Genomic DNA, 25,702 nt, shown 5'->3' with positions numbered 1-25,702 from the left:
ACGCCAGTCTGTCTTGCCCCCGTCACCCACCGCGTTCACCATGCGGCAATCCGCCTTGCCTATGGTTCCCCGCATGACTGACGCCGCCACCCTGACGATCCCCGCCAAAGCGCCCCCGCACGAGGCCGACACCACCTGTCGGCTGGATCTGGAGCAGCTGGCCTCGCCCGAGCGGTTCTTCAATCGGGAACTGTCGTGGCTGGCCTTCAATGAGCGGGTGCTGGAAGAGAGCGCCAACCGGCGTCACCCGCTGCTGGAGCGCCTGCGGTTCCTGTCGATCTCGGCCAATAACCTCGACGAATTCTACATGGTGCGGGTGGCCGGCCTGAAGGGCCAGGTGCGCGAGGGCGTGCGGGTGGTCAGCCTGGACGGCCTGACGCCGGGCGAGCAGTTGGCGCGGATCAACGCCTCGGCCTTCGACCTGATGGCCGAGCAGCAGCGGATCTGGCGCGAGGTGCGCGCCGAACTGGCCGACGAGGGCCTGCGGCTGATGGACTCGTCGGAGATCACCGGCGAGATCAAGGCCACGGCCGAGCAGCTGTTCCTGACCCGGATGTTCCCGGTGCTGACGCCCCTGGCCATCGACCCGGCCCACCCGTTCCCGTTCATCCCCAATCTGGGCTTCTGCCTGGCCCTGAAGCTGCGGCGGATCGCCGACGACAAGCACCTGTACGCCCTGGTGCCGATCCCCAGCCAGGTGCAGCGGTTCTGGGAACTGTCCAGCGTGGTGACGCGCGGCAAGAAGCGGCAGCGCAAGATCATGGCGCTGGAAAGCTTCATCATCCTGTTCTTGAATCACCTGTTCCCCGGCTATGAGGTCGAGGGCCGCGGGCTGTTTCGCCTGATCCGCGACAGCGATCTGGAAATCGAGGAAGAGGCCGAGGACCTGGTGCGCGAGTTCGAGGCGCGGCTGAAGAAGCGTCGCCTGGGCCAGGTGGTGCGGGTCAAGATCCAGGCCTCGATGCCCCAGGACCTGCGCGAGTTCATCATCGAGGGTCTGCGGGCCGAGCCCGAGGACGTGATCCTGGTGGACGGCAAGCTGGGCCTGGCCCAGATGAGCGAGCTGATCCCGCCCGACCGTCCCGACCTGAAGTTCAAGCCGTTCAACGCCCGCTTCCCCGAGCGCATCCGCGACCATGGCGGCGACTGTTTCGCGGCGATCCGCGAGAAGGACATCCTGGTTCACCACCCCTTCGAGAGCTTCGATGTGGTGGTGCAGTTCCTGCGCCAGGCGGCCCGCGATCCCAATGTGCTGGCGATCAAGCAGACCCTGTATCGCACCTCCAAGGACAGTCCGATCGTGGCGGCCCTGATCGAGGCGGCCGACAACGGCAAGAACGTCACCGCCCTGGTCGAGATCAAGGCCCGCTTCGACGAAGAGAATAACCTCAAATGGGCCCGCGACCTGGAACGGGCGGGCGTGCACGTGGTGTTCGGCTTCGTGGACTGGAAGACCCACGCCAAGCTGTCGGTGGTGGTGCGGCGCGAGGGCGAGGCCCTGCGAACCTATTGCCACTTCGGCACCGGCAACTATCACCCGCAGACGGCGCGGGTTTATACCGATCTGTCCCTGTTTACCTGTGACGGCCCGCTGGGCCGGGACGGCGGCAAGCTGTTCAACTTCATCACCGGCTACGCCCAGCCGCACGGTCTGGAGAAGCTGAGCTTCTCGCCCGAGACGCTGAAGCCGGACCTGCTGCGGATGATCGGGATCGAGGCCGACAACGCCCGGGCCGGCAAGCCGGCCGGCATCTGGGCCAAGATGAACGCCGTGGTCGATCCGCAGATCATCGACGCCCTCTATGCCGCCAGCCAGGCCGGGGTGTCGATCGACCTGGTGGTGCGCGGCATCTGCTGCCTGCGGCCGGGCGTGAAGGGCCTGTCGGAGAATATCCGGGTCAAGAGCATCGTCGGCCGCTTCCTGGAGCACGCCCGCGTGGTGGCCTTCGCCAATGGCGCGGCCCTGCCCTCGGCCCAGAGCCGGGTATTTATCAGCTCGGCCGACTGGATGCCGCGCAACCTGGATCGCCGGGTCGAGAGCCTGGTGCCGATCGAGAACCCCACCGTGCACGAGCAGGTGCTCAACCAGATCATGGTCGCCAATCTCAATGACGAGGCCCAGAGCTGGAATCTGGACAGCGAGGGCGCCTATGCCCGCGACCCGGGCTGGGCGGTCAAGGGCGCCTTCTCGGCCCACGACTACTTCATGACCAATCCCAGCCTGTCGGGCCGGGGTCACAAGGTGAAGGATCTGCCGATGGCCTTCGACCATGTGGGCCCCCGGCGGGGCTAGAGCCCGACCGGCGCGATTTTCGCCAGGCCGTCTTCCCCCCGGGTCACAATAGGCTAAACCAGCCCCATGCAGTTTCCGGCGCCGCGCGACGCGGCCGTGATCGATATCGGATCCAACTCGGTGCGCCTCGTGGTGTACCGGCTGGAAGGCCGCGCCATCTGGACCGTGTTCAACGAGAAGGTGCTGGCGGGGCTGGGCCGCGATCTGGGCGACAACGGCAGGCTGTCGCCCGACGGCGTGCTGCAGACGCTTTCGGCCCTCAAGCGCTTCCGGGCGGTGCTGGAGGCGGTGTCGCCGGCCGAGACCTTCGTGGTCGCCACCGCCGCCGCCCGCGAGGCCTCCGACGGCCGGGCCTTCGTGGCCCGGGTCAAGGCCGAGACCGGTCTGACCGTGCGGGTGCTGTCAGGCGACGAAGAGGCCCGTTACGCCGCCCTGGGCGTGCTGGCCGGAGCGCCGCAGGCCACCGGCGTGGTCGGCGACCTGGGCGGGGCCAGCCTGGAGCTGGTGCGGCTGGAAAGCGCCGGTCCCGGCCTGGGCGTCACCCTGCCGCTGGGCCCGTTCAGCCTGGGCCTGTCGGACGGCTTTGACGCCGACCGCGTGCGCCGGCTGTGCGCCCAGCGCCTGGGGCCGGTGACCAGCGCCTTCAGAACTGAAAGCTTCCACGCCGTGGGCGGCGCCTGGCGCAACCTGGCCCTGCTGCATATGCGGCTGTCGGGCTATCCGCTGCATGTGGTCCACCAGTACGAGATCTCGGCCTCCGAGGCCCTGGACGCCGCCCGGCTGGTCGCCCACCAGTCGCGGGCCTCGCTGGAACGCATCGAGGGGATGAGCAAGAAGCGCTCGGAAACCCTGCCCTACGCCGCCCTGGTGCTGGAAGCCCTGATCGAGAGCCTGGACCTCAAGCGCATCGAGATCTCGGCCTTCGGCGTGCGCGAAGGGCTGCTGTTCGAGGCCATGGCCCCGCGCATCCGCAGCCAGGATCCGCTGATCGAGGGCTGCGCCTCGCTGGGGGCCCGACAGGGCGTCACCGACGATCTGGGCCCGGGCCTGCAGGCCTGGATCAGCCCCGCCTTTTCCAGCCTGCCGCCGCTGTTCGAGGAGGATCGTGATCCGGTCCTGATCGCCGCCGCCTGCCGGCTGGCCGATCTGGGCGCCCGCCTCCACCCCGACCATCGCGCCGATCTGGTGTTCGAGCAGGTGCTGCGGGCCCCGATCGCCGGTCAGACCCATGCCGAGCGCGCCTTTCTGGCCACCGCCATCTATGCGCGCCACTCCACCGCCTTCAACCCGCCCGAACCCGAGGTTCTGGAGCACCTGCTCAGCCCCGCCCGGCTCAAGCGCGCCCGGGCCCTGGGCGCGGCCATCCGGCTGGGCTGCGACCTGTCGGGCCGCAGCGCGCCCCTGCTGGCCAAATCGCGGCTGGTCCTCGACAAGACCCAACTTCTGCTGACCGCCGAGCCCGGCTATGCCGATCTGTTATTGGGCGAACAAACCAGCAAGCGCGCCAATACAGTTGCCCAACTTCTCGGCCTTAAACCCAGGATCGCCACCGCCTGAACCAAGTGTTCATTGCGGAAATACGTGCTTAATGAGGTATAAACATACCCACATTGAGATAGCGACAGGATAACGCGCCCCTATTCGCGATCTGTGCGTACAGTTTGTTAGCCTTCCTTTGCCACAATGCCTGACAAGACATAGGGAGGCGAAGTGATGCTACAGCGTAAAGTGGACTATCTGGACGCCATCGCGCCGGCCAAGAACAAGCGGCCCGTCCTTCGCCTCGCCCATGAAGGCGATGCGCCGACACCCAGCGCCGCGCGGGCTCTGCAAAACGACATCGCGCGTGTTTTCGCTCAGGAGACGACCTGGTCGGTGCGCCGCACGGTGGCGATCGGCGTGGTCTTCCACCTCGGGATCTTCTGCGCTCTGGGCCTCGCCGCCTTCGGGGCCATCGCCGAATTTCAGCGCTAGAGTCTTCTGGATCTGAACGACAGGGACAGCCCCCCGGGCCAGAGCATTTTCCGACGAAGTGGATACCGGTTCGTCGTCAGAACATGCGTTAAAACAAAAGGCTAGAGCATTTCGTCGATCCAATTGGATCGGAAAATGCTCTAGTCCCTGTCGCCAAACAGCGCCTCATAGAGCTGCGTTGCCTTGACGGGCTTTTGCACCCAGCCCGTCATGCCGGCGGCGCGACAGGCCTCGCGATCGGCCTCGGCCACGTCACCGGTGACGGCGATGACCGGCGCATGCTGGTTCAGCCCCCCGGCGCGCAGGCGGCGGGTCGCTTCCAGTCCATCGACGCCCGGCATCCGCACATCCATCAGCACCGCATCGAAACGCCTGGCGTTGCAGGCGGCCAGGGCGATTTCGGCGTCCTCGGCGACTTCGACCCGCGCGCCGAAGGCTTCGAGCATCTGGCGCAGGGCTCGGCGATTGATGTCGTGATCATCGACCACGAGGATGAGCGGCGCATCGGCTCCGGCCTCGAGCCCTGACACGCGGGCCAGATCGACGGCCGGCGGCGGCGCCCCTTCGGGCGCCGGCAGGGTCAGGGTGAACCGCGCCCCGCCGCCGACATCGCTGGCGGCGACCAGAGTTCCGCCCATCAGCCGGGCCAGATCGTGGCTGATCGACAGGCCCAGGCCCGTACCGCCGAAGCTGCGGGCGGTGCCTTCGCCAAGCTGGTCATAGGCCACGAAAACCCGACGGATCTGATCGTCGGTCAGGCCTGGACCGGTGTCGACGACGTCGATCACGACGGCGCGGCCGTCTGGTCCATCGCGCATCGCCACCGAAAGCACCACGCCGCCCTCGGTCGTGAACTTGATGGCGTTGGACAGCAGGTTGTTGAGGATCTGCCGCACCCGCATAGGATCGCCTCTCACCCAGGTTGGAAGCGTCTTGGCGCCCTTCAGTTCCAGCTTGATGCCCTTGGACCGCGCCACGCCCCGCCACAGCAGCGCGCTATTGCGCATCAGGCGGGGCAGATCATAGTCCGCCACCTCCACGCCCATGCGCCCTGCCTCGATCTTGGAATAGTCGAGCAGGTCGTTGAGCAGGGTCTTCATCATCGCCCCGGCGTCGGCGATCAACGCGACCGCGCTCCGGTCTTCGCCGGCCTTAAGTTCCAGGGCGCTGGCGCCGTTCAGCAGCGCATTCATCGGCGTGCGCAGCTCGTGGCTGACCATGGCGACGAACGCGGACTTGGCCGCCGTCTGGGCCTCGGCCGTCAGACGCGCCGAACGCTCGGCCTGCATGGCCCGGCGCGACCATCGGAAAACCATGGACAGCATCAGGGAGAACAGACCTGTGCCGATGAGCAGGTAGGGCGTCACGCGATCGTGCAGCGAGCCGCCGGCGATCGGCAGAATGAACAGATAGGCCAGGTGCGGGATCGCCGAGGCGATAAAGGCCGCCAGACACCCCTCTGCGCCCATCAGCGCCGTCAGGATGGATCCCGACAGCAGCAATGTGGCGGCGGCGGCCGCCGCCGGCGTCCCCACCTGCCAGATCGGGATGGCTACAGCGCCGAAAACCACAGCCATAAGGACATCGGCGGTCAGATTGAAGCCAACCGTCTCTGAGGGACGCTCGTGTCTCAAAAAGCGTTTCAGGGCCAGCACTTCGACCATCTGAACAAGGAGGTAAGCCGTCGCCCACGGGGCCAGGAACTGATAGCCCGGTCGCCAGGCCAAACTGGCGCAGATCACCAGAGCCACAAAGAGCCGCAGGCGAACCTGGTGTCGTCGGGACACTGCCGCGGACCTGTATTCGACCGCGAGTGTCTCCCAGAAACGCACCAACGCCACTCCCGTCCACACAACTCAAATTTCGCCGCGTCATTCCGGGCGAAACCCCGACGCTCCCCTGAAACCCAAAATGGGTATAGGTTACACGGAGGGGCCGAGATAGCGAAACCGCCGCACCTTGGTGCGACGGTTCTGAAGTTTTAGTTCAAGTTCGATAGACCAGGTTCAGTGGTCAAGAAACAGTCGTTTCAGGACGCCTCTTCGGTTTTTGGAGCCCGGCGCACCTCGACGACCCGCACACGCGATCCGTCGAGCACCAAGGCCAGTTCGCCGCGCTTGATCTTTAGCGCATCGGCGCCGAAGGCGTCACGACGCCAGCCGGTCAGGGCCGAGGTATTGGCGTTGTCGTCGGCGGCGATCTTTTCCAGATCCGAGACCGTGGCGATCAGCTTGGAGGCCACACCGGCCTCTTCAGCCCGCGCCTTCAGCAGCACCTTGAGAAGCTCGACCACGGCGCCGGCCGACGGCGGCGGCGGCGGGCCGGGCTTTTCCAGCACGGGCGCGTAGCGCTCAGGATCAGCCAAGGCCGCCTTGATCGCCGCCAGCAGATCGGGACCAAACTTGCTGCCGCCAAAGCCCTTGGGCACGCCGCGCAGGGTGTTGAGGCCATCGAGCGTGGTCGGCGCTTGCGTCGCCAGTTCGTCGATCGCCTCATCCTTCAGGATGCGGCCGCGCGGCTGGTCGCGCTGCTGGGCGGTGCGCTCGCGCCAGGCGGCGACGGCCTGGAACACGGCGAGATACTTCTGCGCCGTCTTGCGCGGACGCAGGCGACGCCAGGCCTTTTCGGGATCGACGTCATAGAACGCCGGATCGCACAGGGCCTGCATCTCTTCCTCGACCCACGGCAACCGGCCGGCGTCCTGGAGGCGCTGGCGCAGCATCGGGAACAACGAGGCCAGGTGGGTCACATCGGCCAGGGCGTAGGTCAGCTGGGCTTCGGACAGCGGGCGACGGGCCCAGTCGGTGAACCGGCTGGACTTGTCGAGCTCGATCTTGAGCATCTGTCGGACCAGGGCGTCATAGGCGATCTGCTCGCCAAAGCCCGCGGCCATGCCGGCCACCTGGGTGTCGAACAGGGGCCTGGGCATGGCGCCCAGATTGTTGAAGATTTCGACGTCCTGCCGGGCGGCGTGGAACACCTTCAGCACGCGTTCGTCGCGCATCAGATCCAGCAGCGGCGTCAGGTCGATGCCGTCCGCCAGCGGATCGATGACCGCTTCGATATTCGGCGCGCCAACCTGGATCAGGCAGAGCTTGGGCCAGTACGTTGTCTCGCGCATGAACTCAGTGTCCACGGCGACAAAGGGCTGGCCCTGCAACGCGTTACAAAACGCCGTCAGTTCGGCGGTAGTGGTTATCGGCTTCATCGGCTGCTAATAGCCTCGCGCACCCCCGAGTCTGCAAGCGTCAAGCGGCGCCAAGGTGCAAATTTCCGCGAGTTGAAGGCGAGAATGCGTCTTCAAATAGACCAGAGCGAGCGAATGAGCGATCTGCCCAACGGCCTCACCTATGCCCAGTCCGGCGTGGATATCGATGCGGGCAACGCCCTTGTCGAGGCGATCAAGCCTCTGGCCAAGGCCACCCGCCGGCCCGGCGCCGATGGTAGCCTGGGCGGCTTCGGCGCTCTGTTCGACCTTAAAGCGGCCGGATACGACGACCCGCTGCTGGTCTCGACCACTGATGGCGTCGGCACCAAGCTGCGCATCGCCATCGACGCGCAGATGCACGCCACGGTCGGGATCGACCTGGTGGCCATGTGCGTCAACGACCTGCTGGCCCAGGGCGCCGAGCCGCTGCTGTTCCTCGACTATTTCGCCACCGGCAAGCTGGACATCGAGGTCGCCAAGAGCGTGGTCGCCGGCATCGCCGAGGGCTGCAAGCTGGCCGGCGCGGCCCTGGTGGGCGGCGAAACCGCCGAAATGCCGGGCATGTACAGCGACGGCGAATATGACCTGGCCGGCTTCTCGGTCGGCGCGGTCGAGCGTGACGGCGTGCTGCCCAAGCTGGACAAGCAGAGGGCCGGCGACCTGATCATCGGCGTCGGCTCCTCGGGCCCGCACTCCAACGGCTATTCGCTGGTGCGCCGCGTGGTCGAGCGCTCGGGCCTGGCCTGGGACGCCCCGGCCCCCTTTGCTGAGGGCAAGACCCTGGCCGAGGCCCTGATGGCCCCGACCCGTATCTATGTGAAGTCGATCCTGCCGCTGCTGCAGTCGGGCCGGATCAAGGGCGGCGCCCACATCACCGGCGGCGGCCTGATCGAGAACCCGCCCCGCTGCATCGCCAAGGGCCTGGTCCCCGAATTCGACTGGAACGCCTGGCCCCTGCCCCCGGTCTTCGCCTGGATGCAGGAGGTCGGCGGGATCTCCGACCACGAACTGCGCCGCACCTTCAACTGCGGTGTCGGCTTCATCCTGGTGGTGGCGGCCTCGGACGCCGAGCCGGTGCTGGCCGCCCTGCTCAACGCCGGCGAGGACGCTTTCGTCTGCGGTCAGCTGGTGGCGGGTTAGGCCTTGCGTCCTTCGAGGCTCGGCTTTGCCTCGCACCTCAGGATGAGGAATTCACTGAACAGCGCTCCTCATCCTGAGGCGCCCGCGCAGCGGGCCTCGAAGGACGCAGGGCGACAAGGGCTCATCGCATGACCCAACGCACCAAAGTCGCCGTCCTCATCTCCGGCCGGGGCTCCAACATGGAGGCCCTGGTCGGCGCGGCCCAACCGACCGATTGCCCGTTCGAGATCGCCCTCGTCCTGGCCAACAAGCCCGACGCCGGTGGCCTGGCCACGGCGACTGACGCCGGGATCGAAGCGCTGTGCGTCGATCAGCGCGCGTTCGGCAAGGACCGCGAAGCCCATGAGCGGGCCATCGACGCCGCCCTGCGCGAGCGCGGGATCCAGGTCATCGCCCTGGCCGGCTATATGCGCATCCTGACGCCGTTCCTGGTCGACGCCTGGGAGGGCCGGATGCTGAACATCCACCCGTCCCTGCTGCCGAAATATCCTGGTCTCGACACCCATGCCCGCGCCCTGGCCGCCGGTGACAGAGAGGCGGGCTGCACGGTGCATCTGGTCACCGCCGGGGTCGACGAGGGCCCGATTCTGGGCCAGGCGCGGGTTCCGATCCTGCCGGGCGACAACGAGCATGCCGTGGCGTTGCGGGTGCTGGAGCAGGAGCACAGGCTCTATCCGCAAGCCCTGGCGGCGTTCTGCCGGGCCCTAGCCTAGTCGACGCTCTTCCAGATGACGGGCGATGGCCAAGGTCGCCACGACCGCCGCCGCGCCCCACAGGGCCAGAATGCCAAATTTCAGATAGGCCGTTGCGCCCAGGGCGCCGCCCAGGGTCAGTCCCGCCCACAGCAGGACATAGGGCCCCCAGGCCCAGCGCTCGCCCCCGGTCAGGGCCGCTGCGATCCTTTGCCCGGCCTTGACCAGGGCGCCGGTCATGTAGGTCAGGCCCACACCCACATCGCCATTGCGCTGGAACACCGCGTTCTCGGCGCCCATGGCCAGGACCATCGCCGCGACGCCCGCGCCGTCGAACCCGGCCATGATCAGCGCCGCCGCGCTGGCCAGCAGCGCCGCCTCCAGCGTCATCACAACGGAGCGCCGCTCCTCGCCCGCCATCCGTGCCGCCAGGGCGCCCAGCACGACCCCGGCCACGAACAGCGCGATCAGCGACAGGGCGGTGACGGCGGCGCTCAGATGGCCTGTGGCGATCCCGACGCCCAATCGCGTGGAATTGCCGCTCATGAACGAGACGAAGAACCCGCCCAGTTTCAGAAAGCCGATGGCGTCGACATAGCCGGCCACGCCCGAAAGGGCGGCGGCCAGGGCGACGTCACGGCGGCGATAGTCTTTCACCCGCAGTCTCCAGAAAGGGCCAAGGCCGGATCGTCACCGATTGGACCCCGTCGTGTCATCCGAAAACGCCGCAGGGCGCCGACGAGACCGATTGTCGCGCCCAAAGAAATAACCATTCCCGGTCAGGCTCTCGTCACGCTTCGCGGTCACAGTGCGGGTATGGAATCGCTACTGCCCCACCTGAGCGAGACGATCGCCCAAAACAGCCTCTGGGCCGGTCTGGTTCTGTTTGGGCTGACGCTGCTGGAAGCCCTGCTGCTGGTCGGGCTGCTGATCCCGATCGTCGGGGTGATGATCATGGCCGGCGCCTTGGTGGCCCAGGGCGCCCTGCATCCGGTCGAGGTCATCCTCTGGTGCAGCGCGGGCGCGGTCGTCGGCGACGCCCTCTCGTATCTGCTGGGCCGAGGCCTGGGCGCGCGCCGTCTGTCAGGCGGAGTGCTGGCGGGCCATCGCCGCCTTCTGGCGCGAGCCCGCATCCTGTCGCGCCGGCATGGCGTCATCGCCATCGCCCTGGCGCGCTTCCTGGGTCCGGTTCGCCCCTTCATTCCGATCATGGCCGGCATGTCGCGCTCGCGTCCCTGGGCGTTCCAGGCCGCCAGCGTCCTGACGGCGCCGCTTTGGGTGATCTCGCTGTTGACCCCCGGCTATCTGGCCGCGCGAAACCTGCACGTCCTGCAGGCCGATCCGGCGACCGGCGCGGCCCTGGCCCTCGGCGCGGCGATCGTGGCGGGCATGGCCTTTGCCGCCTGGAAGCGGTTCGCCCCCATCGCCGTTCGCCCTGTGCGGGTTCTGGCCTGAAACGAAAAAGGCCGGAGCTTTCGCCCCGGCCTTTCGCGTCTTTGAAGGCTGAAAGCCTTAGCCGACGATTTGGTCTTCCGTGAAGAACTGGGCGATCTCGATCGCGGCGTTCTCCAGGCTGTCCGAACCGTGGACCGAGTTTTCACCGATCGACAGGGCGAACAGCTTGCGGATGGTGCCTTCAGCGGCGTCCTTGGGGTTGGTGGCGCCCATGACTTCGCGATACTTGGCCATGGCGTTGTCGCCTTCCAGAACCTGGACGACGACCGGCTCGGCGGTCATTTGACCGACGAGTTCGCCGTAGAACGGGCGCTCGGCGTGGACTTCATAGAATTTCTTGGCCTGGGCTTCGGTCAGCTTGACGCGACGCTGAGCGACGATCCGCAGGCCGGCGGCCTCGATCACCGCATTGATGGCGCCGGTCAGGTTGCGACGGGTCGCGTCCGGCTTGAGGATCGAGAAGGTGCGTTCGGTCACGAAGATATCTCACACATAAAGTTGTGAATTGGGGAGTTGCGGGCTTATAGCCGGGCGCTTCCTCCCCGCCAAGCGCTGCGTATCGTTGAAATCAAATGCTCCAGATCAAAGACCTGTCCTTCAACGCCTGGGGTCGCAAATTCTTCGACCACGCCAGCGTCAGCCTGCCGCCTGGCGCGAAGGTCGGCCTGATCGGACGCAACGGCGTGGGCAAGTCCACCCTGTTCAAACTGATCCTGGGCCAGCTGCACGCCGGTGACGACGAGATCAGCCTGCCAAAGTCGGCGCGCATCGGCTCGGTGGACCAGGAACACCCCGCCACGCCGGACAGCCTGCTAGATACGGTGCTGGAGGCCGATGAGGAGCGTCACACCCTGCTGACGCGTCTGGAGACCGCCGATCCGGAGGAGATGGGCGAGATCTGGGGCCGGCTGATCGAGATCGACTCCGATGCAGCCCCGGCCAAGGCCTCGGAAATCCTGTCGGGCCTGGGCTTCAGCCAGGAAGACCTGCAGCGGCCGATGGCCGAGTTCTCGGGCGGCTGGCGCATGCGCGTGGCCCTGGCCGCGGCGCTGTTTTCCGAGCCCGACATGCTGCTGCTGGACGAACCGACCAACTATCTCGACCTGGAAGGCGCCCTGTGGCTGGAGGCCCGGCTGCAGAAATACCCCCACACCGCCCTGATCGTCAGCCACGACCGCGAACTGCTCAACAACAGCTGTACGCACATGCTGCACCTGGCCGGCGGCAAGCTGGAACTCTACACCGGCGGCTACGACGATTTCGAGAAGCGCCGCGCCGAAAAGGCCCGTCTTCAACTCTCCGCCAAGGCCAAGCAGGACGCCGAGCGCGCCCACCTGCAGTCCTTCGTCGACCGCTTCAAGGCCAAGGCCTCCAAGGCCGCCCAGGCCCAGTCGCGCATGAAGCGCCTGGCCAAGATGGAGCCGGTGGCCACCACGATCGAGGAGCGCGTCGCGCCCTTCACCCTGCCCTCGCCGCCGCGCCCCCTGCCGCCGCCGCTGATCCGACTGGAACGGGCCAATGTCGGCTATGAGGAAGGCCGCTCGATCCTCAAGAACCTCAACCTGCGCATGGACCTGGACGACCGTATCGGTCTGCTGGGCGTCAACGGCGCCGGCAAGTCGACCTTCGCCAAGATGATCGCAGGGGCCCTGGGCGTGCAGACCGGCGAGTTCCATCGCGACCGCAAGATGCGGGTCGGCTGGTTCCACCAGCACCAGATCGAGGCGATGGACCCCGTCGACACCCCGCTGGAGATCATCCGCCGGGCCATGCCGGACTCCAGCGAGTCCTCGCGCCGCTCCAAGCTGGCCCAGTTCGGCCTGGGCTTCGACAAGCAGGAAACCACGGTCGCCAACCTGTCGGGCGGCGAGCGCGCCCGGCTGCTGCTCAACATGGTGGCGATGGACGCGCCGCACATGCTGATCCTCGACGAACCGACCAACCACCTGGACATCGACAGCCGCCGCGCCCTGCTGGACGCCCTCAACGACTATGAGGGCGCGGTGATCCTGATCACCCACGACCGCTCGCTGATGGAACTGGTCGCCGACCGCCTGTGGCTGGCCGCCGACGGCACCGTGAAGCCCTTCGACGGCGACATGGACGACTACGCCAAGTTCGTGCTGGATCGCGCCAAGCAGTCGGTGAAACCGACCCAGGTGGCCCGCGAACCCGCCAAGGCCGAGACATCCGCCCCCGCCCCGCGCAAGACCGTGGCCATCGAGCCCTTGAAACGCAAGATCGAAGCCGCCGAACAGGTCGTCACCCGCACCACCCGTCAGGTCGCCGAGCTGGATGCGCAGCTGGCCGATCCGCAGCTCTACAAGAACCCGACCAAGCTGGCCGAACTGACCAAGCGCCGCGACAACGCCCAGGCCAAGCTGGACGAAGCCGAAGCGACCTGGATGGGCTTGGTCGATGAGCTGGCGGCGGCCCAGGCCTGATCCGGCGCGAAAGGACCGGCCCGCTGTTCCTGTCAGCGGGGCGACGCTTCTCCTCCAGAGCGGACATGGGATCGTCCGTTCGGGGGATATCAGGCCGATCGACGACCATGCCCCCGTCATTGTCGCCCGTGCGCATCGCCGCGCACGCCCCCTTGCGGCCGTTCAACGGGCCTGCTTTGGAGCGAGGAGAGAAATGAGGAGGGCTCGGAGATGCGCGTGCGGGCGGCGCTCGAAAGCGATGCGGTCTTTCTGCCGGCTGTAGAACGGTCTGCGGGAGAGGTTTTTCGAAGCGTTCCCGGACTCGCCTGGATCGCCGATGATGATGTCCAATCTGAAGCGCAACACCGGGCCCACGCGCGAGATGGGACGTCTTGGGTCGCCGTGGATGATCAAAATCACCCTTTCGGCTTCCTCAGCGCGGAGATCTGGGGGGAGGATTTGCACATATGCGAGCTTTCCGTGAGGCGCGATCAACAAGGCCGTGGCGCAGGGCGCGCCCTCTTTGAAGCCTCTGTCCAGTACGCACGTCAGCGAGGCATGACGGCCATCACGCTCACGACCTTTCGCGACTTAAGCTGGAACGAGCGGCTCTACCGTCGATGGGGCTTTGAAACCCTTGGCGCCGAGGCCTTGGGCGAGCGGCTCGCGGGGATCCTCTCTGATGAAGCCAAGCAAGGATTTCCGAGCCATCAACGCTGTGCGATGCGACTGACGTTCTAGTGGAGCCCTCGCCCTGGGCAACGAAGAGGCAGACGGGTGCGGGCCGGCGGTCATTGCCCAAGCTTGCCGTCTCGGCCTAGATTTTGCGGATGACAGAGCTAGAGCCCGCATCCTTTGATCACCCGGCCCATGATCAGACGACGCTGGATTTCTACGCTGATGAGGCGCCGCGCTACGTCGCCAGCGGCCCCAGCGGTCCAAGCCAGCGCCTGGAGGCCTTCCTGCAGCGCCTCACGCCCGGCGCGCGCATTCTTGAGCTCGGTTGCGGCGGCGGCCGGGACAGCGAAGCCATTCTGGCCCGAGGCTTCGCCCTTGACGCCACCGATGGCGTCGCGGAAATGGCGCGCAAGGCGGAGGCGCGGATCGGTCATCCGGTGCGCGTGATGCGCTTCGATGAACTGGCGGCGGTGGAGGCCTATGACGGCGTCTGGGCGCACGCCAGTCTTCTGCACGTGCCCCGCCCCGCCCTGCCCGGCGTTCTGGCCCGGATCTTTCGCGCCCTGAAACCCGGCGGCCTGCACTTCGCCAGTTTCAAAGGCGGCGACCGCGAAGGGCGTGACCGCTTTGGGCGCTACTTCAACTATCTCACGGCCGACGACGTCAGAGCCGCCTATCAGTGCTCGGCCGCATGGGACATTCAGTCACTGACCGCCGATCTGGCCGGCGGCTATGACGGCGTTCAAGGGCCGTGGATCAGCGTCACGGCCCGCAAACCCGTTCAGCGGCCGGACCTGTAGAACGCGATCATCCGCACTTGACCTCCTTGACCACGCCCGTATCGGCGTCGAACAGGATGTTGAGGCGGTCCGGGCGGAAATCCATGGTCACGGGACAGGTGGTGCAGGCCACGCGCCAGCGGCTCGGATCCACCGGCGCGGGCAAGGCGGTGCGGTTTTTGCCGACAAAGGCCTGGGCCTCCTTCATGCCGCACTGATCGCGCGGCTGAGGCGGCGCGATGGCGACCGGCGGCGGCGCGACGGGGGTTTCCGGCGGCGGCAGCGGCGCGGGCTCAGGCGCGCTGGAGCAGGACGCCGCCAGCACGATCGCGGCGAGCATCGCACCCGTCATCATCAACCGCTTCATGCCTGTTTCTCCCAACCACGTTCAGCGCCCTGGCGCCAGTAGGAGACCGGATGTCCGGCCTTCTTGAATCCCGCCCAACGGCCGCGCGCCTGGGCCAGGGCCGAGTCGTCGCGACCATCGAACAACAGGACGCAGCGGGCAAAGTCGCCCAGATCGCCCGGTTCAGCTCCGTCGAGCAGAAACAACGCATCACCGCCGTTCGGGTTGTCGAGGCCGTCGGTAAGCAGAACCGGCTGACGCTCGGCCATGGGCTCGCCGACCAGACCGTGCGGCAGGAAGGCGTCGTCCCGCCAGGTCCACAGGTGATTGTCGAGGTGCTCAAGGCGCGCCTTGTCCACACCCCGCACCAACGCCTTCCAGCCCCGCCCCAGGGTCTTTTCCAGAAGCTCGGGCAGCACCTGTTCGGCGCTGCTCCGCTCCAGATGGTAGAACCAGACCTCGCAGGGCATGTCTGACATGACCCGGGTCAGCCTTCGTAGGCGTCGGCGACCAGGCGGTTGAGCAAGCGCACGCCGAATCCGACCGCGCCATCGGGCACGGTGGGATCGGTCGAGGGCTTGCGCCAAGCCACCGAGGCGATGTCGAGGTGCGCCCAGGGCGTGCCGTTGACGAACTTCTGCAGGAACAGGCCGGCCGTGATCGAGCCGGCGGGCCGGCCACCGATATTCTTCATGTCGGCGATCGGGCTTTCGATCTGCTTCTCGTAAGCGGCGGGCAGCGGCATGCGCCACAGGGTCTCGCGTTCGGCCTTGCCGGCGGCCAGAAGTTTCTCTGACAAGCCGTCGTTATTGCTGAACAAGCCGGCGTAGTCATGACCCAGGGCGATGATGATCGCGCCGGTCAGGGTGGCCAGGTCGATCATGAACTTGGGCTTGAAGCGGTCCTGACAGTACCAGAGGGCGTCGGCCAGAACGAGGCGGCCTTCGGCGTCGGTATTGATGACCTCGATGGTCTGGCCCGACATCGAGGTGACCACGTCGCCGGGGCGCTGGGCGTTGCCGTCGGGCATGTTCTCGACCAGGCCCAGGATGCCGATGGCGTTGACCTTGGCCTTGCGACCGGCCAGCGCGTGCATCACGCCGGTCACGGCGGCGGCGCCGCCCATGTCCCACTTCATGTCTTCCATGCCGTCGGCCGGCTTGATGCTGATGCCGCCGGTGTCGAAGGTGACGCCCTTGCCGACGAAGGCGATGGGCTGGGCGGTTTTGTCGGCCGCGCCGTTCCACTTCATGATGACCAGCTGGCTCTCACGAACGCTGCCCTGCCCGACGCCCAGCAGGCTGCCCATGCCCAGCTCGGCCATGGCCGCCTCGCCGAGGATCTCGACCTCGAGGCCCAGGCTTTCCAGGCTCTTGGCGCGGGCGGCGAACGCTTCGGGGTGCAGGATATTGGCCGGCTCCGAGACCAGATCGCGGCTGAAGAGGATGGCGTCAGCCAGGGCGTTGAGACCCTCGAAAACCTTGGCGGCCTTGACGGGGTCGGCGGCGGCGACCTTGACCACGGTGACCGAAGGCTTCTTCTCGGCCTTCTCGGTGGTGCGGTACTTGTCGAAGCGATAGGCGGCCAGCTTGGCGCCGAAGGCTGCGCGCGCGGCGGTCTCGGCGTCGGCCCCCAATTTGAGAACCAGTTCGGTGACCCCCGAAGCCTTCACCGCCTGGAAGGCTTGGGCGGCTGCGGTTTCGACCGCTTCGGGCTCAACGGCGCCGACGCCGTCGACGCCGACCAGCACCACGCGCGCGGCCTCCAGGCCATGCGGCGCGACGAGTTCAAGGGCCTGGCCCTTGGCGCCGGTGAAGCGTCCGCCGGCGATGGCCCGCGCCAGGGCGCCGCCGGTGGCTTCGTCAACGACCCGGGCTTCGGGCGACAGGGCGGCGGCCTGATGGGCCAGGACCGCGAGGGCGGCCGTGGCGCCGGCATGATGATCGGCCGGGACGAACTCGATACGCATGGCGCGCTCCTGAAATGACTTGGCGTCCAACCCTGGCGGGCCTTTTGACGACTCGCGACACGGTCATCGGATCGGCCGTCTCGCCTTGATCTGGCGGCATAGTCCAACCCTCGTCGAGAGAAAAGAGTTCCGACTCCTGACAGCGCGCGGTCTTCGGTTGTACGGGAGCGAAGCGCCCGTGTAGAACAGCCCGTCCCACGGGGTTCGCCGTTTTCCGAATCCGCCCGCTCGAACCCCATTTTTGATGCGCCTGATCGACCGCTACATCTTCCGTCAATTGCTGGGTCCGACGCTCCTTGCGGCGGCGGCCCTGGCGGCGCTCGCCCTGCTGGCGAGGAGCCTGTCGGAATTCGATATCCTGATCACCCAGCGTCAGAGCGCTCTGGTTTTCCTGAAGATCATTCTGCTGGCCCTGCCCCAGCTGCTGAATATCGTGCTGCCGATCGCCCTGTTCGTGGCCGCCCTGGTGGCGCTCAACAGGCTGCACACCGAGCAGGAGATCGTGGTCTGTTTCGCGGGGGGCATGAGCCGCTGGCGGGTGATCTCGCCGGCCATGCGGCTGGCGGTGTTCGCGGCCCTGCTGTCGCTGGTCATCGGACTTTGGGTGCAGCCGTGGAGTGCGCGTCAAATTCGCGAGACCGCTTTCACCATAAAGACCGACGTCGCATCCACCCTGGTCCAGCCCGGCCAGTTCACCGAGCCGGGGCCGGGCCTGACCGTCTACGCCCAGTCGATGGACCGCGATAATCTGATCCACAACCTGTTCATTCACCAGGAGCGTCCGGACGGCGGGGCCTCGACCTATTCGTCCCGCGAGGCGGTGATCGCCACCCGCAACGGCGCGCCGGTCCTGATCCTCTACAAGGGCTCCAACCAGCAGTTTTCCAACGCCGGCGTGCTGCAATACACGTCGTTCGAGGAATACACCTTCGACCTGTCGTCCTTGTTCCAGAGCGACGAACTGCTGCATTACAAGATCGCGGACCGCTATCTGCACGAGCTGGTCTTCCCCGACCTGACGCAGGAGTGGGAGCAGAAGAACCGCACCGGCTTGCTGGCCGAGGCCCATTCGCGCTTCGCAGGGCCGCTCTACAACATCGCCCTGATGGCCATGGCCCTGGCCGCGGTGATCGGCGGGCCGTTCAATCGCATGGGCTATGGTCGGCGGATCGCCGTGGTCGGCGCGGCCGCCGGCGTTGTCCGCATCGTGGGTTTCGGCGTGCAGGCGGCGTGTGACGACAATGCCTGGCTGAACATCCTGCAGTACGTCGTGCCCGTGGCGGCCACGTGGTGGGGCATGGCCCAGATCTTCCGGCAAAAGGTCTCACGCTACGTCGCCATCGGCCGGCGCAAGGCCGCCTACGCCGCTCGGGGGATCCCCGCATGAGCTTTGGCGCCGGCCTGATCGAGCGCTATGTGCTGAGGCAGACCATGGCGTCGCTCGGTGCGGCCCTGGCCGTGCTGGGTTCGATGGTGATGCTGATCGCCTTCGTCGATATCGCGCGCAATGTCGGCACCCGCGCCGATGTTGATTTCTTCCAGCTACTCTATCTGACCGTCCTGCAGGCTCCGGCCACCATCCTGCTGCTGGCGCCCTTCATCTTCCTGTTTGGCACCCTGACCGCCTTTGTCGGGCTGAACCGGCGCAGCGAACTGATCGCCATGCGCGCGGCGGGCGTCTCGGCCTGGCGCTTCATTCTGCCGGCGGCGGCGGCGGCCTTTGTCATCGGCGTCCTGACCATCACGCTGCTCAACCCGTTGAGCGCGGCCATGACCGGTCAGTACGAAACCTCGCGCGATGCGATGATGGAAAACTATCTGAAGTCCGCGCCCAAGGGCACGTGGCTGCGGCAAGGCGATGAAAAAACCCAGATCGTGATCCGGGCGCGGGCGCGGGATCAGGTCGACGGCTCGGTGCGCCTGCGCGGCGTGTCGCTGTTCATCTATACCCTCAACGCCAAGGGCGTGATGGACTTCTCCCGCCGGATCGAAGCCAATGAGGCGAGGCTGGAACCGGGGTTCTGGCGCCTGATCGGGGTGCGCGAGGCGACCCCGGGCGCGGGCGCGATCCGCTCCGAAAGCCTGTCGATCCCTTCGAACCTGGATGACCGCACCGCATCGGAACGCTTCAACTCGCCCCAGGCCGTGGCCCTGTGGCGCTTGCCGACGACGATCAGTCGAACCGAAGACGCCGGCTTTTCGGCCACGCCGTTCCGCCTGCGCTATCAGCAGATCCTGGCCACGCCCCTGTTGTTCGCCGCCATGTCGGTGCTGGCGGCGGCCTTTTCGATGCGATTGATGCGTCTGGGCGGCCTGGCGGCCCTGGCCGGATCGGGTGTGGCGCTGGGTTTCGGATTTTTCTTCTTCAACGAGCTATGCAGTGCGCTCGCGAAGGCCGAGGTTCTCCACCCGGCCGTCGCAGCCTGGACTCCCCCGCTCGTCGCGCTTTTGGCGGGCTTCACCCTACTTTGCTATACCGAGGATGGTTGAGTCCGTGTTTCCGAGGTCGTTCATGAAGGATCAGCGTCAAGGCGGTTCGCGCCTGGCGGCTCGAGCGCGCCTGCTCGGCGGCGTCGCCATGCTGGTGCTGGTCGCCTCGGCGGCTCACGCCCAGGCTCAGGCGGATGGTGCGCGCACGCCCGCCGCCGCAGTGTCGCCGTCCGCCGGGCTCGGGACCGAGGGCTATTACCTCGAATCCGATCTTCTAATTCGGGATGACAAGGCGCAGACCCTGACGGCGCGTGGCGATGTCGAGGCGCGCTACGAGGGCCGCACCCTGCGCGCCGACGAGCTGGTCTATGACACCGAGAACGGCGTGATCCAGGCCAAGGGCCATGTCCAGCTGATCAATAGCGACGGCACCGCCCAGTTCGCCGACGAGATGACCCTGGACAAGGATCTGAAGGCGGGCTTCGCCCTGGGCTTCTCGGCCCGCATGGACAAGAACATCAAGATCGCCGCCGCCTCGGCCGTCCGTCGCAACGAGAATATCCAGGAGCTCAATCGGGCGATCTATACGCCGTGCGAGGTCTGCGCCGACAAGCCGGTTCCGACCTGGTCGGTGGCCGCCGACCATGTGGTCCAGGACAAGGATCGGCAGCTCGTCTACTACAAGAATGCGGTCATTCGCCTGTGGGGCGCGCCGCTGATGTACCTGCCGGTGTTCTGGCATCCTGACCCCGGCGCGACCCGTAGCTCAGGCTTTCTGACGCCCAAGCTGGGCGCGTCCAAGCGGCGCGGCATGTCCTACCAGCAGCCCTATCTGCAGGTGATTTCGCCGTCGCAGGATGTCGTCATAAGTCCTCAGATTAATTCAAGTGTTAACCCGTTCCTGAACGTGAACTGGCGCAAGCGCTTCTATTCGGGCTACGCCGAAGCGCGGCTTGGCTACACCTACGAAAAGAACATCGACAGCCGGGGCGAGCGCTTCGGCGAAGCCACGTCGCGCAGCTATATCCTCGCCAAGGGCCTGTTCGACATCAACGAGAACTGGAAGTGGGGCTTCAGCGCCGAACGCGTTTCGGACAAACTGCTGTTCGACAATTACAGCGTCAATGACGTCTACGAAGCGCGCGGCCTGTTCACCAGCGAAGACCGCCGCCTCAATTCGCAGATCTACGCGACCCGCCAGGACAAGCAGTCTTATCTGTCTGTTTCGGCGATCTCCGTGCAAGGTCTGCGGGTTTCCGGCACGGACACGGTCACCGGCCTCGCCAGCTTCGAGAGCAGTGATGTCTTCCCGCTGATCGGTCCGCTGGTCGAAGCCCGCTGGCAGCCGGAAACGCCTGTCCTGGGCGGCCGACTGAGGCTGCAGGGAACGGGCGTCGTCCTGACGCGCTCCGAGTCGCCCTACGCGTCCGGAACCGACGGCGTCGACAGCCAGCGCGGCAGCGTCCGCGCCGACTGGCGGTCCAGCCTTACCCTCAAGTCCGGCGTTCGGGTTTCCCCCTTCGCCCAGGCGCGCGGCGACGGCTATCGCATTACCCAGATCCCCGGCGCGGACAGCACCCAAACCTATTCCCGCGCCCTTGGCGTGACCGGTGTTGATCTGAGCTACCCCCTGTTCAAGCCGTTGAAGAACGGCAGCATCGTGCTGGAACCGCTGGCCCAGATCGCTGTCGGGTCAAAGACCCACAATGTGCCGGTCGTCGTGGGCGCCTCGGGGGCGACCACCTATCTCTACAACGAGGACAGCACCTCGTTCGAATTCGACGAAACCAACCTGTTCAGCGCCAACAAGTCCCCGGGCTTTGACCTCTATGAAGGCGGGCAGCGCCTCAACCTGGGTGGCCGGGCGACGGTGAACTATGGCAAGGGTCGCGGCGCCAGCGTCCTGGTCGGCCGGAGCTTCCGCTCTGAAACCGATCTGCTGCTCCCGAGCCGGTCGGGCTTGCAGAACAAGTCGTCCGACTGGATCGTGGCCGCGTCGGTCACGCCGGTGCGCGGCATCACCGCCTTTGCGCGGACCCGCTATGCGCCCGATCAGGCGGGTGACGACCGGTTCCGCCGCATCGAGGCCGGTCTTGACGGCTCCGTCAGCCGGGGCAGCGCCTCCATTCGCTATGTCAAGGATCAGCAGGACGCCGGCGGCACCCCGCTTGAGACCTTCCAGGCGAGCGGACAGCTGAAGCTGACCAATCACTGGGCGCTCACCGCCTATGGCCAGAACGACCTGGAAGCGGGCGTCTGGCGCCGGCGTGACCTCGGCGTGGTTTACACCAACGATTGCATCCGCATCGACATGATCTACCAGAACGAAGATCGCTACAGTCAGGTCGCCACCGGCGGTTTGAAACTCAAATCTGACGAGTCCATCACCTTCCGCCTATCGTTCGCCACATTGGGCGATACAGGGTACAACAACTAAAAATTCATCTGCGGCGCCGGCCGCGCGCACCACGACGCGCGCTTGGTCGGCATGTCCGCACTAAAGGAACGACACTACCCATGCGGCCTGCGCGTAGCGTGAAGACTTTTGCAGCGGCTGGAGCCGCGTCCATCATCGCCTTGGCCGTCGCCAGCTTTGGCCCGTCCGCCTGGGCGCAGGACGCCGCCGAGGCGCCTGCGCCTGCCGAGGTCGCGCCCGCGCCCGCCGCGCCGCCCGCCCCGCTGTCGGAAAGCGTCGCGGCCATGGTCAATGACGATATCGTTTCCAGCTACGACCTGATGCAGCGCATGCGCCTGTTGATGATCAGCTCGGGCGTACAGCCGACGGCGGAAAATCTGCCCCAGCTGGAGCAGGAGGCGCTTCGCTCGCTGATCGACGAGCGCGTTCAACTGCAGGAACTTCATCGGGTCGAGAAGGCCCAGAAGATCACGATCATCTCGACCGAAAAGGAAGTCGACGAGCAGATCGACGACATCGCCCGCAGCAACAACGCCAATATGACCGGCGCCCAACTGCTCGCCCAGCTGGCGTCACAGGGCGTCGGCCCCGAGACCTTCCGCTCCCAGATCCGTATCGACAGCAGCTGGCAAAACTGGATTAGCGGTCGCTACGGTTCGCGCCTTCGGGTTGGCGAAGACCAGATCAAGGCCTTCCAGCGCCGCCTGGCCGAGTCGGCCAGCAAGCCGCAGTACGAGGTCAGCGAAGTGTTCATCGACGCCGCACGCGTCGGCGGCATGGAGACGGCCGTCAACGGCGCGACCCAGTTGGTCGCCCAGATGCAGCAGGGCGCGCCTTTCCCGGCCGTCGCGCGTCAGTTCTCTTCCGCAGCCACGGCGGCCAATGGCGGCGACGCGGGCTGGATCAGCCCTGGCGAAATGCCGGCAGAGGTCGATGCGGCGCTTGAGGAACTGCGTCCGGGCCAGCTTTCGCGCCCCATCCCGGTCAAGGACGGCGTCTACATCATCTATCTGCGCAACAAGCGCGCCGGGGCCAAGACCGCCCTGGTCGACCTGAAGCAGGTGGCCTATCCGCTGGCCGCCGACGCCACGCCCAGCCAGGTCGAGGTCGCCAACGCCGCCCTGCTGGCCCTGAAGCCCAAGATCACCAGCTGCGAGAGCCTCGAAGCCACCGCCGAAAAGGTCGACGGCCTGGTCGCCGGCGACCTTGGCGAGGCCGAGATCACCGATCTGGCCCCGGCCTTCCAGGCTGCGGCGTCGGCCCTCGAGATCGGTCAGGTGTCGGATCCTATCCGCACCGACGCCGGGCTTCACCTGATCGCGGTTTGCGGCAAGCGCCAGTCGGGCGGCAATGCGCCGACCCACGACCAGATCGAGAACCGCCTCCGGGGTCAGCAACTGGCCCTGATCTCCAAGCGCTATCTGCGCGACCTGCGTAACTCGGCGACCATAGAAACCCGGTGACATCCAAGCCCCTGGCCCTCAGCGCCGGCGATCCTGCCGGCGTCGGGGCCGAGATCATCGCCAAGGCCTGGACGGCTCTTCGCTGGGAAGGGCCGCCGTTCATGGCTGTGGGCGATGCGCGGTCCCTGGCTTCGGCGGGATCGGGCATAAGGGTCAAGACCGTCACCGGACCGGCCGAGGCGCTGGATATCTTCCCCACCGCCCTGCCCGTGCTGGATATCCCCCTGCTGTCGCCGGTGATTTCGGGCCAGCCCTCCAGCGCCCACGCCGCCCAGATCATTCGCTGCATCGAAACCGGCGCGGGCCTGGCCCTGTCGGGCGTCGTGTCGGGACTGGTCACAGCGCCGATCGCCAAGGCGCCGCTGTATGACGCCGGGTTCAAGTTTCCCGGCCACACCGAGTTCCTGGCCGAACTGACCGACGCCGCCCATCTCGACGGCGCGCGCGGGCCGGTGATGATGCTGGCGGCCGGCAATCTGCGCGCCACCCTGGTGACCATCCACCGGGCCCTGAAGGACGTTCCCGGCGATCTGTCGATCGAGGCCATCGTCAATGCCGGCAGGGTCACCGCCCAGGCCCTCAAGCAGGACTTCGGCATCCGCGCGCCGCGTCTGGCGGTCGCCGCCCTCAATCCGCACGCCGGCGAAGGCGGGGCCCTGGGTCGAGAAGAGATCGAGATCATTGCGCCGGCCGTCCGCGCCCTGCGCGACCTGGGCGTCGAGGCCCAGGGGCCCTCGCCCGCCGACACCCTGTTCCACGCCGAGGCTAGGGCCCGCTTTGACGCGGTCTTGTGCATGTATCACGACCAGGCCCTGATCCCAGTCAAGATGCTCGACTTCTGGGGTGGGGTGAACGTCACTCTGGGCCTGCCGATCGTCCGCACCTCGCCCGACCACGGCACCGGCTTCGACATCGCTGGACGCGGCCTGGCCCGAGCCGATAGCCTGATCGCCGCCATCCGGCTGGCGGCCCAGATCGCCGCCCGCCGCGCGGCCTGACTTTTTTAGAGACCCTGGACACCATGAGCCTGGCCGACATGCCGCCGCTGCGCGACGCCCTGGAGCGTCACGACCTACTGGCCCGCAAGAGCTTTGGTCAGCACTTCCTGCTGGATCTCAACATCACCCGCAAGATCGCGCGCCTGGCGGGGATCGGTCCGGACGACGTGGTGGTCGAGGTCGGCCCCGGACCGGGCGGTCTAACCCGCGCCCTGCTGGAAACCGGCGCGCGGGTGGTGGCCATCGAGATGGACAGCCGCTTCACGCCGATCCTGGCCGAGCTCGCCGAAGCGGCCGAGCAGCGCCTTGAGGTGGTGTCAGGCGACGCCCTCAAGGTCGACGCGTCGAAGGCTATCGGCGGGGTCCCGGCCCATGTGGTGGCCAACCTGCCCTACAATGTCGGCACCCAGCTCCTGATCAACTGGCTGACCGGTCCCTTCCGGCCGCTGTCGATGACCCTGATGTTCCAGAAAGAAGTGGCCGAGCGTATCGCCGCCCAGGTCAATGACGACGCCTATGGCCGCCTGGCCGTGATCTCCCAGACGGTCTGCGAGACCAAGGTGGTCATGGACCTGCCGGCCCGGGCCTTCACCCCGCCCCCCAAGGTCAATTCGGCCGTGGTGCGCCTGATCCCGCGCGCCGTGATCCCGCCGGCCGCCGAACTGGCCGCCCTGGAGCGCGTCACCGCCGCCGCCTTCGGCCAGCGTCGCAAGATGCTGCGCTCCAGCCTCAAGGCGCTGGGCGGCGGCGACCTGTGCGAGAAGGCCGGGATCAGCCCGGACATCCGCGCCGAGAACGTCCCGATCGAGGGGTTTCTGGCGCTGGCGCGGGCGACGCTGGCGGGTTGATCAGCGGCGTTTCTGCAAGCCGTGATAGACTCTTTCGACGAAGATCGTCTCCTGATCGATACGATACAGCACCACAAAACCATCGCGCCCGAACTCGACGAACAATTCGCGCTTGCCGTTTTCCACCTCAGGTGCGCTCGCGGGAAAATCGACCAATCTGTCGACCCGCGAGAAGAATAGCTCCAAGGCGCGCTCCGCAGCAGGGGCCGACCGCTCCACCAGCCAATCGACCAAGTCGCTGAGATCACGCTCGGCGCGAGCCTCAACGATCAGTTTCATGCCTTGGCGGCGAGGCGCGCTTCGAGTTTGGCGCGAAGATCGCGTTTGACCTCCTCCCACGGCCGCCCGTCAGGACCCTCGCCCTCGGGCGGATCACTGCGCCAATCGCGAGGATCACCTCCGATCCACGTGTAATCATCGTAGTCGAACAGCGAGCGTTCCAGGGCTTGCAGCGCAAACTCTTGCTGGCTCAAGCCTGCAGCAGCAGCGCGTCGATCGAGTTTCTCGATCAAGGCCTCATCAAGGGTCAGAGTGATCGCGCCGTCAGCCATGCTCCGAGAATCCGGCGAATGGCCCGTTTCGTCAATCCC

General features: G+C 66.6%; 24 protein-coding genes and 1 pseudogene. 16 read left to right on the top strand and 9 right to left on the bottom strand.

From position 1 onward, the window contains the following. The first annotated feature begins 73 nt into the window (after window positions 1–73). The 3 genes from ACW18B_RS13250 (at window position 74) to ACW18B_RS13240 (ending at window position 4,267) form a co-directional block, all read left to right on the top strand. The gene (locus tag ACW18B_RS13250; RefSeq protein WP_492047509.1) at window positions 74–2,293 is read left to right on the top strand and encodes an RNA degradosome polyphosphate kinase; all 2,220 of its coding nucleotides are present in this window, start codon (window positions 74–76) and stop codon (window positions 2,291–2,293) included. A gap of 66 nt (window positions 2,294–2,359) precedes the next feature. Then, window positions 2,360–3,850: a Ppx/GppA phosphatase family protein gene (locus tag ACW18B_RS13245; RefSeq protein ID WP_492047508.1), complete on the top strand. Its 1,491-nt coding sequence runs from the start codon at window positions 2,360–2,362 to the stop codon at window positions 3,848–3,850. Between the two features lie 153 nt (window positions 3,851–4,003). After that, window positions 4,004–4,267 carry a hypothetical protein gene (locus ACW18B_RS13240; protein WP_492047507.1) on the top strand — a complete coding sequence of 88 codons (264 nt, stop codon included), beginning with the start codon at window positions 4,004–4,006 and terminating at the stop codon, window positions 4,265–4,267. Between the two features lie 140 nt (window positions 4,268–4,407). Here ACW18B_RS13240 and ACW18B_RS13235 read toward each other — a convergent pair whose 3' ends face one another. Together ACW18B_RS13235 and rnd are read right to left on the bottom strand one after the other, a co-directional pair. Further along, window positions 4,408–6,054 carry a response regulator gene (locus tag ACW18B_RS13235; RefSeq protein WP_492047506.1) on the bottom strand — a complete coding sequence of 549 codons (1,647 nt, stop codon included), beginning with the start codon at window positions 6,052–6,054 and terminating at the stop codon, window positions 4,408–4,410. 242 nt (window positions 6,055–6,296) lie between these two features. Continuing rightward, window positions 6,297–7,475: a ribonuclease D gene (gene rnd, locus ACW18B_RS13230; RefSeq protein WP_492047505.1), complete on the bottom strand. Its 1,179-nt coding sequence runs from the start codon at window positions 7,473–7,475 to the stop codon at window positions 6,297–6,299. A gap of 114 nt (window positions 7,476–7,589) precedes the next feature. Between rnd and purM the strand changes: the two genes are divergently transcribed. The 3 genes and pseudogenes from purM to purN all read left to right on the top strand — a co-directional run bounded on the left by purM (window position 7,590) and on the right by purN (window position 9,328). Further along, entirely contained in the window at window positions 7,590–8,615 is a 1,026-nt protein-coding gene (purM, locus tag ACW18B_RS13225; RefSeq protein WP_492047504.1) for a phosphoribosylformylglycinamidine cyclo-ligase, read from the top strand. Continuing rightward, a pseudogene (locus ACW18B_RS13220) lies at window positions 8,591–8,747 on the top strand (hypothetical protein). The gene purM and the pseudogene ACW18B_RS13220 overlap by 25 nt, the downstream one beginning before the upstream one ends. Further along, on the top strand, window positions 8,744–9,328 hold the full coding sequence (purN, locus tag ACW18B_RS13215) for a phosphoribosylglycinamide formyltransferase (protein ID WP_492047503.1): 585 nt from the start codon (window positions 8,744–8,746) through the stop codon (window positions 9,326–9,328). The pseudogene ACW18B_RS13220 and the gene purN overlap by 4 nt, the downstream one beginning before the upstream one ends. Here purN and ACW18B_RS13210 read toward each other — a convergent pair. After that, window positions 9,320–9,964, bottom strand: a complete 645-nt coding sequence (locus ACW18B_RS13210) for a YoaK family protein (protein ID WP_492047502.1) — start codon at window positions 9,962–9,964, stop codon at window positions 9,320–9,322. The genes purN and ACW18B_RS13210 overlap by 9 nt on opposite strands. 159 nt (window positions 9,965–10,123) lie before the next feature. Between ACW18B_RS13210 and ACW18B_RS13205 the strand changes: the two genes are divergently transcribed. Further along, window positions 10,124–10,762: a DedA family protein gene (locus tag ACW18B_RS13205; RefSeq protein ID WP_492047501.1), complete on the top strand. Its 639-nt coding sequence runs from the start codon at window positions 10,124–10,126 to the stop codon at window positions 10,760–10,762. Window positions 10,763–10,819: 57 nt separating this feature from the next. Here the strand turns inward: ACW18B_RS13205 and ndk are convergent, their stop codons facing one another. Further along, complete coding sequence (gene ndk, locus ACW18B_RS13200) at window positions 10,820–11,239, bottom strand: nucleoside-diphosphate kinase (RefSeq protein ID WP_492047500.1); 420 nt, start codon at window positions 11,237–11,239, stop codon at window positions 10,820–10,822. A 95-nt stretch (window positions 11,240–11,334) separates the two neighbouring features. On the opposite strand from ndk, the gene ACW18B_RS13195 reads away from it, so the two are divergent. The 3 genes from ACW18B_RS13195 (at window position 11,335) to ACW18B_RS13185 (ending at window position 14,663) form a co-directional block, all read left to right on the top strand. Then, complete coding sequence (locus tag ACW18B_RS13195) at window positions 11,335–13,206, top strand: ABC-F family ATP-binding cassette domain-containing protein (RefSeq protein WP_492047499.1); 1,872 nt, start codon at window positions 11,335–11,337, stop codon at window positions 13,204–13,206. 210 nt (window positions 13,207–13,416) lie between these two features. After that, a complete protein-coding gene (locus tag ACW18B_RS13190) occupies window positions 13,417–13,926 on the top strand; it encodes a GNAT family N-acetyltransferase (RefSeq protein ID WP_492047498.1) in 510 nt (169 codons plus the stop codon). An 89-nt stretch (window positions 13,927–14,015) separates the two neighbouring features. Next, window positions 14,016–14,663 carry a class I SAM-dependent methyltransferase gene (locus ACW18B_RS13185; protein WP_492047497.1) on the top strand — a complete coding sequence of 216 codons (648 nt, stop codon included), beginning with the start codon at window positions 14,016–14,018 and terminating at the stop codon, window positions 14,661–14,663. 7 nt (window positions 14,664–14,670) lie between these two features. Here ACW18B_RS13185 and ACW18B_RS13180 read toward each other — a convergent pair whose 3' ends face one another. The 3 genes from ACW18B_RS13180 to ACW18B_RS13170 are packed head-to-tail and all read right to left on the bottom strand — an operon-like array spanning window position 14,671 to window position 16,957. Then, complete coding sequence (locus ACW18B_RS13180) at window positions 14,671–15,009, bottom strand: peptidase inhibitor I78 (RefSeq protein WP_492047496.1); 339 nt, start codon at window positions 15,007–15,009, stop codon at window positions 14,671–14,673. Beyond that, window positions 15,006–15,467, bottom strand: a complete 462-nt coding sequence (locus ACW18B_RS13175; protein WP_492047495.1) for a DNA polymerase III subunit chi — start codon at window positions 15,465–15,467, stop codon at window positions 15,006–15,008. Before ACW18B_RS13175 ends, ACW18B_RS13180 begins: the two co-directional genes overlap by 4 nt. An 8-nt stretch (window positions 15,468–15,475) precedes the next feature. After that, window positions 15,476–16,957, bottom strand: coding sequence for a leucyl aminopeptidase (locus ACW18B_RS13170; RefSeq protein WP_492047494.1), 1,482 nt, complete (start codon window positions 16,955–16,957; stop codon window positions 15,476–15,478). A gap of 244 nt (window positions 16,958–17,201) precedes the next feature. Between ACW18B_RS13170 and lptF the strand changes: the two genes are divergently transcribed. The 6 genes from lptF to rsmA all read left to right on the top strand — a co-directional run bounded on the left by lptF (window position 17,202) and on the right by rsmA (window position 25,112). Then, entirely contained in the window at window positions 17,202–18,344 is a 1,143-nt protein-coding gene (gene lptF / locus ACW18B_RS13165) for an LPS export ABC transporter permease LptF (RefSeq protein WP_492047493.1), read from the top strand. After that, window positions 18,341–19,447, top strand: a complete 1,107-nt coding sequence (gene lptG / locus ACW18B_RS13160) for an LPS export ABC transporter permease LptG (protein WP_492047492.1) — start codon at window positions 18,341–18,343, stop codon at window positions 19,445–19,447. The genes lptF and lptG overlap by 4 nt, the downstream gene beginning before the upstream one ends. 22 nt (window positions 19,448–19,469) lie before the next feature. Further along, window positions 19,470–21,824, top strand: a complete 2,355-nt coding sequence (locus ACW18B_RS13155) for an LPS-assembly protein LptD (protein ID WP_492047491.1) — start codon at window positions 19,470–19,472, stop codon at window positions 21,822–21,824. A 98-nt stretch (window positions 21,825–21,922) separates the two neighbouring features. Beyond that, window positions 21,923–23,266, top strand: coding sequence for a peptidylprolyl isomerase (locus ACW18B_RS13150; protein WP_492047490.1), 1,344 nt, complete (start codon window positions 21,923–21,925; stop codon window positions 23,264–23,266). Next, a complete protein-coding gene (pdxA, locus tag ACW18B_RS13145; protein WP_492047489.1) occupies window positions 23,263–24,264 on the top strand; it encodes a 4-hydroxythreonine-4-phosphate dehydrogenase PdxA in 1,002 nt (333 codons plus the stop codon). Before ACW18B_RS13150 ends, pdxA begins: the two co-directional genes overlap by 4 nt. A 23-nt stretch (window positions 24,265–24,287) precedes the next feature. Then, window positions 24,288–25,112, top strand: a complete 825-nt coding sequence (gene rsmA / locus ACW18B_RS13140) for a 16S rRNA (adenine(1518)-N(6)/adenine(1519)-N(6))-dimethyltransferase RsmA (RefSeq protein ID WP_492047488.1) — start codon at window positions 24,288–24,290, stop codon at window positions 25,110–25,112. Here the strand turns inward: rsmA and ACW18B_RS13135 are convergent, their stop codons facing one another. Beyond that, window positions 25,113–25,391, bottom strand: a complete 279-nt coding sequence (locus ACW18B_RS13135; RefSeq protein WP_492047487.1) for a type II toxin-antitoxin system RelE/ParE family toxin — start codon at window positions 25,389–25,391, stop codon at window positions 25,113–25,115. Continuing rightward, complete coding sequence (locus ACW18B_RS13130) at window positions 25,388–25,663, bottom strand: hypothetical protein (RefSeq protein WP_492047486.1); 276 nt, start codon at window positions 25,661–25,663, stop codon at window positions 25,388–25,390. The genes ACW18B_RS13135 and ACW18B_RS13130 overlap by 4 nt, the downstream gene beginning before the upstream one ends. Window positions 25,664–25,702: the final 39 nt, after the last annotated feature.

This window comes from Caulobacter sp. FV2ps19 (genome assembly GCF_058681035.1).
Note: the sequence above shows the minus strand (reverse complement) of the source record. Positions and strands in the feature narration are given on the sequence as shown.